Consider the following 8,396-nt stretch of genomic DNA (forward strand, 5'->3'; position numbering starts at 1 on the left):
AGTTCGATGGCTTTCGACTGGTCGAGATCGGCTTTGCGTTCGTCGTCGAGTTTGCGAAAGGTCGTGCCTGCGCGGTTCAACACCGTTTGCCAGCCGTGTTCGTCACACCATTGCGTCAGGTGCTCACGGTCGATGCCGGCGGTCTTGTAGTCGTGAAAGTCATAGCTGACAGCGTGTTCATCGAGCCAGGTGCGCGCCTTTTTCATGGTGTCGCAGGCTTTGATGCCGAAAAGGTGCAACGTTTTACTTGAAACGGTCAAGGAATTGCCCCCTTTACAGGTGCTGGAGAAAAATGGTGACGGATTATGCCATGACCAAACGGTTTCGTCGGCCACGGTTGTCGTAACGCTGCAAAACCTGTGGGAGCGAGCCTGCTCGCGAAAGGGCCGTTTCAGTCAATATCAGTGTTGAATGATCCACCGCATTCGCGAGCAGGCTCGCTCCCACAAGGGGACTGCGTTCCGACAGTGCGACATAGGTGCAACGGTCAGACGCATCCTAAGCGGCTAATATGGCAGTTCAACGCTGTCGATTGTCTGAGATTTCCGCTTTATGCAAACTGCTTACACCGTCCTGATCCTGCTGATGCTGGTCAGCGTCTCGCGTCTGGTCGGGCGGGTCATCCCGTTGCCGCTGCCATTGGTCCAGATCGCCGCCGGCGCCTTGCTCGCCTGGCCGACCCTCGGTCTGCACGTGGCCCTCGATCCCGAATTGTTCCTGTTCCTGTTCCTGCCGCCATTGTTGTTTTCCGATGGCTGGCGCATGCCCAAACGTGAGTTTTGGCATCTGCGTGGGCCGATACTGACGCTGGCCGTTGGGCTGGTACTGTTTACCGTGGTTGGCGCGGGCTACTTCATTCATTGGTTGTTGCCGTCCATTCCGCTGCCGGTGGCCTTCGCCTTGGCGGCGGTGTTGTCGCCTACGGACGCCGTGGCGGTGTCGGCCATTTCGCAAAACCGCTTGCCGACTCCGTTGATGCATATATTGCAGGGCGAGGCGCTGATGAACGATGCCTCGGGTCTGGTGACCTTCAAGTTCGCCTTGGTCGCAGCCATCACCGGCGTGTTTTCGCTGACCAGCGCCAGCCTGACCTTTGTCGTGGTGGCGCTCGGCGGGTTGGCGGTCGGTGTGGCGTTGAGCTGGCTCGTAGGGCGCCTGCGTTCCTGGATGATCGCGCGTGGCTGGGATGATCCGGCTACTCACGTGGTGTTCATGTTGTTGCTGCCGTTCGCGGCTTATGTGCTGGCCGAGCGTCTTGGCGTGTCTGGCATTCTCTCGGCCGTGGCGGCGGGGATGATGCAGAGCTGGCTCGATCTGTTGCCACGACAGACCAGCACCCGATTGCTTAATCGCAGCGTCTGGTCGCTGCTGGAGTTTGCCTTCAACGGGCTGATCTTCTTGCTGCTCGGCCTGCAATTGCCGGACATCATCAAAGCCGTGGTCAGCCACGAGCCGACGTTGTGGCCAACACTGTTTTATCGCTGCCTCGATGTCGTCGCAATTTTCCTTGCGTTGGTGTTGCTGCGGTTTATCTGGGTGCAGAGCATCTGGCGTTTGTCGGTGCTGTTGCGGCGTTTGCGCGGCAAGGGCGAGCTGACGCAAGTACCGACCGCGCGCTCCTGCTGGCTGCTGACCGTTGGCGGCGTGCGTGGCGCGGTGACGCTGGCGGGTGTGATGTCGGTGCCGATGTTGATGGGGGCGGATGCGTTTCCCGAGCGTGATTTGCTGATCTTCATCGCCGCCGGGGTGATTCTGCTGTCGCTGGTTTCAGCCTGTATCGCGCTGCCGCTGTTGTTGCGAGGCATCGAGAAAAGTCCGGATGACAAACGGCGCCAGGAAGTCCGTGACGCGTGGCGTAAAACCGCAGAGGCGGCGATTCACGCGCTCGAAACCGAGGAAACTACCCCGCAGGACGCTGCTCAAGCTGCGCTGTCGGCCGAGTTGAAAGCGCGGATCATGTCCGAGTATCGCCATCAGCTCGATGTCTTCAACGATTCCGCCGAAGCCCAGGCCTTGGCGTTCCAGATGGATCTGCTCGAGCGTCGCCTGCGTCTGAAGGCGCTGAGGGCGCAACGCCTGGAGCTCTACAGCCTTAGTCGCCATCACCAGATCGGTGATGACGTCCTCAGAGAAGTGTTGGCCGATCTGGATTTGAGTGAGGCCAACTTGGGACAGATCAAATAACCTGAGCCCGATAATCAATGGCGGGATAACTTTGCCTGGCCAGGCGTTTATCCCTGTCACTGAGTTTCAGGTTGAAGGCAATCTCGAAGTTGCCGTGGGTCATAAAGTTTGCTACCGGATAATGCATGATGGAAAGGCGGTCGTATTCTCCTCTGGAAGTCATGTCGCAACTGTCGAGGCGGAATATATTCAGTTCAATTTCATCAGGGTTCCAGCCCTGAATTTCCCTGAAGTGCTCGTACACAGCTTCTATATTCCATGGAATATTGGCATCGGGATGCAGATGAGCATGATGAAACCCCAGTGCATGTCCGAACTCATGCAGCAGCGTGGCTTCAAACAGCGGGTTTTGCGGATCAGTCTGAATGACCAGCGTAGGTTCTTCGGGGTCGAGCTCCAACGCTTCAGTGCCGACTGCCGACCAGTTTGCTTCGCCGTTGAGGGCGATACGGATCTGTCCCTGGCCTTGTTCGACCAAAGCAAATGTCAGGCTGACAAAGGGTTCCCATTGGCGAATTATTCGTTCGATCCGGTAGGCCAATTCATCGGGTAAATCCTCCATGAATGAAAAAGTTACCATGCTGGCGTTGTCCCATAACCGGTTGGAACAGGCGATAGAACGCTTGTGACGTTCTCCTGAGGTGAAGTTGCGATTGCGCATTTTGACGAAGGGGTAATGGTGCATGATCAATATCCATATTGATTGATGAGGTGTTTATAGTGGTGTCCGGAAGTATTTTTCTGAAACGATAGGCCGCGACTGTTAGTTACAGTCACTGTTCATCTGAAGACTATCTTTGGAGAGGACGGGTAGGAAGCCGGTAATTGCCTGGATATGTATCGCGGTGATAAAACCGCGCGCCAGATTGCCTGGCGCGGGCCAATACGACTTATTGCTGACGGGTGATAAAGGCGCGAATCCGTTCGGCGGCTTCGACGCATTCTGCCAGCGGTGCAACCAGCGCCATGCGTACACGGCCAGCGCCGGGGTTGACGCCATCGACATCACGGGACAGGTACGAGCCCGGCACCACGGTCACGTGCTCCTGCTCAAACAGATCGCGGCAGAACGCGGCGTCATCACCTTGCACGTTCGGCCACAGATAGAAACTGCCATCCGGGCGCTGCACGTCCATCACCGGACTGAGAATTTCCAGCACCGCATCGAATTTCTCGCGATACAGCGCACGGTTGGCGCGCACATGCACTTCGTCATTCCACGCCGCCACGCTGGCCAGTTGCGTTTGCACCGGCATCGCGCAGCCGTGGTAGGTGCGATACAGCAGGAAGCCCTTGAGAATGTCGGCATCGCCGGCAACGAAACCGGAGCGCAGGCCTGGCAGGTTGGAGCGCTTGGACAGGCTGTGGAACACCACGCAACGCTTGAAGTCCTTGCGGCCCAGTTCGACGCACGCAGTGAGCAGGCCCGGCGGCGGGGTTTGCTCATCGAAGTACAACTCGCTGTAGCACTCATCGGCGGCGATCACGAAATCGTACTCGTCGGCCAGAGCGATCAGCTTCTTCAGAGTATCGACCGGGATCAGTGCGCCCGTCGGGTTGCCTGGCGAGCAGAGGAAGAGGATCTGGCAACGTTTCCAGATGTCTGGCGAAACGGCGTCGAAGTCCGGGTTGAAACCGTTCTCGTCGAGGCATGGCAGGTAGTGCGGTTTGGCCCCGGCAAGGAACGCGGCGCCTTCGTAGATCTGGTAGAACGGGTTCGGACTGACCACCAGTGCGTCGTCGCCACGGTTGACCACGGTCTGGGTGAACGCGAACAGGGCTTCACGGGTGCCATTGACCGGCAACACGTTGCGCGCCGGGTCGATCCAGCCGCCTGGCACGCCGAAACGACGCTCACACCAGCCGCCAATGGCTTCACGCAGCGCCGGAATGCCGAGGGTGGTCGGATACACCGCCATCTGATCCAGACTGTTGGCCAGCGCTTCGGCGACAAAGCTTGGCGAACGGTGTTTCGGCTCGCCGATCGACAGGGCGATCGGGCGTTTGTCCGGGTTCGGGGTCACGGTGCCGAGCAGGGCGCGGAGCTTTTCGAACGGGTACGGCTGGAGCTGGTTCAGAGCGTTGTTCATTGGGGCTGGGTCTCTCGCAAAGCCATTTGGATCCGGGGGCACCATCAAATACTGATGCGCGACAATTTGATATCGGGTTCCTGATTGACGCTCAGTTGCTCAACGATCGCATCCTGCAAACGGCTGCACAGCAACGGGTCGGATAATGGTTGATTGTGGGCGTCGGTGATGAAGAACACGTCTTCCACCCGCTCGCCGAGGGTCGCAATCTTGGCGTTCTGCAGCGACAGGTCGAACTCGAGGAAAATCCCGCCGATCCGCGCCAGCAGGCCCGGGCGATCAGGCGCGGTCAGTTCCAGCACGGTCACCGGACGCTGCGCGTCGTTATGAATGGTTACCTGTGGCGCAAAGGCAAAATGCTTGAGCTGGCGCGGCACGCGACGCTGGATGATCGTCGGGTAATCGTCGGGATTGCGCAGGGCTTCGGTCAAACCTTCGCGGATCTGCTTGACCCGCGCCGGGTTGTCGCCGATGGATTCGCCTTCGTTGTCGAGCACGATGTAGGTGTCGAGGGTGAACTGGCTGCTTGAGGTGATGACCCGGGCGTCATGAATGTTCAGGTTGAGCTGATCCATGGCAGCCACGGTCACGGCGAAGAAGTCGTGCTGATCCGGTGCATAAATGAAAATCTGCGTGCCACCCTCGAACTCGCGTTGGGTGGTTTCCTTGATCAGCACCAGCGGACCGCCATCGACCGGCTGCTGCAGGATTGCATCGCTGTGCCAGGCCACGTCGCCAGCGGTGTGGCGCAGGAAATAGTCATCGCCCAACTGCGCCCACAACTGCTCGACGTCGTCCGGGTCGGTGCCGCCGCGCACCAGAATATCCAGCGCGGCGCTTTGGGTCTGGCGGATCTGCTCTTCGCGATCCACCGGGTTTTCCAGGCCTCGGCGCAAGGCGCGTTTGGTCTCGGTGTAGAGCTGGCGCAACAGGCTGGCGCGCCACGAGTTCCACAGCGTCGGGTTGGTCGCGTTGATGTCGGCCACGGTCAGCACGTAGAGATAGTCGAGACGGGTTTCATCGCCGACAGCCAAGGCAAAGTCGTGGATCACCTGCGGGTCGGACAAGTCCTTGCGCTGCGCGGTGGTCGACATCACCAAATGGTTCTGCACCAGCCAGACGATCAGGCGGCTGTCCCATACTGGCAGCTGATGACGCTGGCAGAACGCCTCAGCATCGACCGCGCCGATTTCCGAGTGATCGCCATGCCGGCCTTTACCGATGTCGTGGTACAGGCCGGCCATGTAGATCAGTTCGGGCTTGGGCAGTTTGGCCATCAGCTTGGCCGCCAGCGGAAATTTCTCCGAAACCTGGGTGTACTGCAATTTGCGCAGGTGCTTGATCAGGTTCAGCGTGTGCGCGTCGACCGTATAGATGTGGAACAGGTCGTGCTGCATCTGCCCGACGATAAAACCGAACTCCGGCAAATAACGCCCGAGAATGCCGTAACGGTTCATCCGGCGCAGGTTGCGGTGGATGCCGATCTTGCACTTGAACAGCTCGATGAACAGGCTGGTGTTGCGAATATCGTTGCGGAAATTGTCGTCTATCAGGTGCCGGTGCTCGCGCAGCAGACGAATGGTGTCGGCGCGCACGCCTTTTATTTCCGGCTGCTGGGCCATCAACACGAAGATCTCGAGCATGGCGAACGGCGTGCGGCGGAACACGTTGTCGTTGCGTGCCTCGATATAGCCATCGTGCAGTTGGAAGCGCGAGTTGATCGGCTGCGGCGGCGCTTCGTCCTCCGGGGCTAGGATGACTTCCTCGAAATGCTGGATGATCAGGTCGCTCAGCTGGGCGATGCTCATCACCACGCGGAAATACTGCTGCATGAAGTTTTCGACGGCCTGTTTGGCGTCGTCACCTTCAAACCCGAGCAACCCGGCGATGGTGCGCTGATGATCGAACAGCAAGCGGTCTTCGGAGCGGCCCGCCAGCATGTGCAGGGCATAGCGCACTTTCCAGAGGAATTCCTGGGAGGAGGCGAGCAACGCGTTTTCACTCTCGACCAGGAAACCTTCGCCAGCGAGGGCGCGCAGGTTCAAGGTACCGTACTGACGTCGGGCCACCCACAGAATCGTCTGAATATCCCGCAGGCCACCGGGCGAGCCTTTGACGTTGGGTTCCAGGTTGTATTCGGTGTCGTTGTACTTGTGGTGACGGGCCTTCTGCTCAGCACGTTTGGCCAAAAAGAACTCCTTGGCCGGCCACATGTGTGCAGTGCTGGTAACGTCGAGCATGCGCTGACGCAAACGTTCGGGGCCGCAAATGGTGCGGCTCTCCATGAGGTTGGTGACCACCGTCAGGTCAGCGCGAGCTTCTTCGGCGCATTCATCGACCGAGCGTACGCTCTGGCCGACTTCCAGGCCGATGTCCCACAGCAATGTCAGAAAACGCTCGATGGAGTCGCGGAAAACTTCGTGATCGGCGCTGTCCAGCAGGATCAGCAAATCAATGTCGGAATACGGGTGCAACTCACCGCGACCGTAGCCGCCGACCGCGACCAGCGCGATGTCGGCGTCTTCGCTCCAGTTGAACTGCTCCCAGGCCTTTTGCAGGATGTTGTCGACGAACCAGGCACGGTCTTCGATCAGGCGGCGAATGTCGCGACCCTGGCGAAAACGTGTGTCGAGGACCTCGCGAGCCTGGCGGATCGCCTTCTTGAACGCCGCGATAGGACTCGCTTTCAGGGCCAGTTCAGCCTGGAACTGGCCGCGGTCGAAGAGTTCGGGATCCACCTGCGGCATCGATTGGCTTTCCTTCTATAAGGCTGGGAGCGTTGTGTGGATCAGGCCGAGACGCGCGGGATGGTGTCGTCGGCGCGCAGGGTGAAGATCTCGTAGCCGGTGTCGGTGACCAACAGGGTGTGTTCCCACTGAGCCGACAGCTTGCGGTCTTTGGTGATCGCGGTCCAACCGTCGCCCAATACTTTGGTGTCGGCCTTGCCCTGGTTGATCATTGGCTCGATGGTGAAGGTCATGCCGGCCTTCAGTTCCATGCCGGTGCCGGCACGGCCGTAGTGCAGAATCTGCGGCTCTTCGTGGAAGACCTTGCCAATACCGTGACCGCAGAACTCGCGAACCACCGAGAAACCGTTCTTCTCGGCGTGCTTCTGGATCACTTCGCCGATGTCGCCGAGGCGGCAGCCAGGTTTGACGATTTCGATCGCCTTGTACATGCATTCCTGAGTGATCTGCGACAGGCGCTCGGCCCACACCGGCACTTCGCCGACGTGGAACATGCGGCTGGTGTCGCCGTGGTAACCGTCTTTGATCACGGTGACGTCGATGTTCAGAGTGTCACCGTTTTTCAGCGGCTTGTCGTTCGGGATGCCATGGCAGACCACGTGGTTGATCGAGGTGCAGATCGACTTCGGGTAGCCCTTGTAGTTGAGCGGGGCAGGGATGGCTTGCTGCACATTGACGATGTAGTCGTGGCAGATCTGGTTCAGCTCATCGGTGGTGACGCCCGGTTTGACATGTTCGGCAATCATTTCCAGCACATCGGCGGCCAGTTTGCCGGCGACACGCATGCCAGCGATGTCCTCGGGGGTTTTGAGGTTGACGGTCATACAGGCTCTCTCTGCGCTCGGCGGCGCTTGCTGATACGAATAGGGTGGCAGGTGTGCGTTTTGCGACCCTGAAAAACGCGATTCTAACAGACGCACGGCGCAATTCAGCGCCCGCGTGCATCGCTTCTCTCTATACAATGGTGCGTTCGGGGCCGATTCCAAGGGGGCTGCGCCCATGTCCTTGGTGCGAATACAGATTCCGGGTTCCGTTTCTGCGCACCCTGTGGTATAAAATGCGCCGCTTTCCGGGGATACCCCGAAAAGCTTAAATCCACACACGTGTCGACACGATGACCTGGGTGCTTTTGGCTTTATGCCACTGGTTGGTCATTGGGATACGTGGAGGCCAAACCCGACTTATTAAGGAACTATCATGTCCCAAGTCAATATGCGCGATATGCTGAAGGCCGGTGTGCACTTCGGTCACCAAACCCGTTACTGGAATCCGAAAATGGGTAAGTACATTTTCGGCGCGCGTAACAAGATTCACATCATCAACCTTGAAAAAACCCTGCCAATGTTCAACGAAGCTCTGACTTTCGTAGAGCGTC

6 protein-coding genes and 1 pseudogene are annotated in these 8,396 nt (G+C 58.7%); 2 read left to right on the forward strand and 5 right to left on the reverse strand.

Features of this window, described 5'->3' with window-relative positions; translation table 11 throughout:
* Nucleotides 1-206: pseudogene (locus tag ACIF4X_RS15990) on the reverse strand (arsenate reductase); the annotation flags it as partial.
* Between the two features lie 346 nt (nt 207-552).
* Here ACIF4X_RS15990 and ACIF4X_RS15995 point away from each other — a divergent pair.
* The gene (locus ACIF4X_RS15995; protein WP_397482877.1) at nt 553-2,184 is read left to right on the forward strand and encodes a Na+/H+ antiporter; all 1,632 of its coding nucleotides are present in this window, start codon (nt 553-555) and stop codon (nt 2,182-2,184) included.
* Here the strand turns inward: ACIF4X_RS15995 and ACIF4X_RS16000 are convergent.
* The 4 genes from ACIF4X_RS16000 to map form a co-directional block, all read right to left on the reverse strand.
* Complete coding sequence (locus ACIF4X_RS16000) at nt 2,177-2,869, reverse strand: M12 family metallopeptidase (protein WP_397482878.1); 693 nt, start codon at nt 2,867-2,869, stop codon at nt 2,177-2,179. The two genes, ACIF4X_RS15995 and ACIF4X_RS16000, sit on opposite strands and share 8 nt — an antisense overlap.
* Nucleotides 2,870-3,074: 205 nt before the next feature.
* The gene (gene dapC, locus ACIF4X_RS16005; protein ID WP_397482879.1) at nt 3,075-4,274 is read right to left on the reverse strand and encodes a succinyldiaminopimelate transaminase; all 1,200 of its coding nucleotides are present in this window, start codon (nt 4,272-4,274) and stop codon (nt 3,075-3,077) included.
* A gap of 44 nt (nt 4,275-4,318) precedes the next feature.
* Complete coding sequence (locus tag ACIF4X_RS16010; protein ID WP_123594889.1) at nt 4,319-7,021, reverse strand: [protein-PII] uridylyltransferase; 2,703 nt, start codon at nt 7,019-7,021, stop codon at nt 4,319-4,321.
* A 41-nt stretch (nt 7,022-7,062) separates the two neighbouring features.
* Nucleotides 7,063-7,845 carry a type I methionyl aminopeptidase gene (gene map, locus ACIF4X_RS16015; RefSeq protein WP_007908857.1) on the reverse strand — a complete coding sequence of 261 codons (783 nt, stop codon included), beginning with the start codon at nt 7,843-7,845 and terminating at the stop codon, nt 7,063-7,065.
* Between the two features lie 373 nt (nt 7,846-8,218).
* On the opposite strand from map, the gene rpsB reads away from it, so the two are divergent.
* On the forward strand, nt 8,219-8,396 hold a 178-nt coding region (gene rpsB, locus ACIF4X_RS16020), incomplete at its 3' end, for a 30S ribosomal protein S2 (RefSeq protein ID WP_397482881.1).

This window comes from Pseudomonas sp. NPDC085632 (assembly GCF_044541255.1).
GTDB lineage: Bacteria > Pseudomonadota > Gammaproteobacteria > Pseudomonadales > Pseudomonadaceae > Aquipseudomonas.

Bases quoted from the DNA above. Each gene is read 5' to 3' on its own strand.
- ACIF4X_RS16010 (WP_123594889.1), bottom strand. From the start codon at position 7,021: ATGCCGCAGGTGGATCCCGAACTCTTCGACCGCGGCCAGTTCCAGGCT.
- map (WP_007908857.1), bottom strand. From the start codon at position 7,845: ATGACCGTCAACCTCAAAACCCCCGAGGACATCGCTGGCATGCGTGTC.
- ACIF4X_RS16000 (WP_397482878.1), bottom strand. From the start codon at position 2,869: ATGCACCATTACCCCTTCGTCAAAATGCGCAATCGCAACTTCACCTCA.
- dapC (WP_397482879.1), bottom strand. From the start codon at position 4,274: ATGAACAACGCTCTGAACCAGCTCCAGCCGTACCCGTTCGAAAAGCTC.
- ACIF4X_RS15995 (WP_397482877.1), top strand. From the start codon at position 553: ATGCAAACTGCTTACACCGTCCTGATCCTGCTGATGCTGGTCAGCGTC.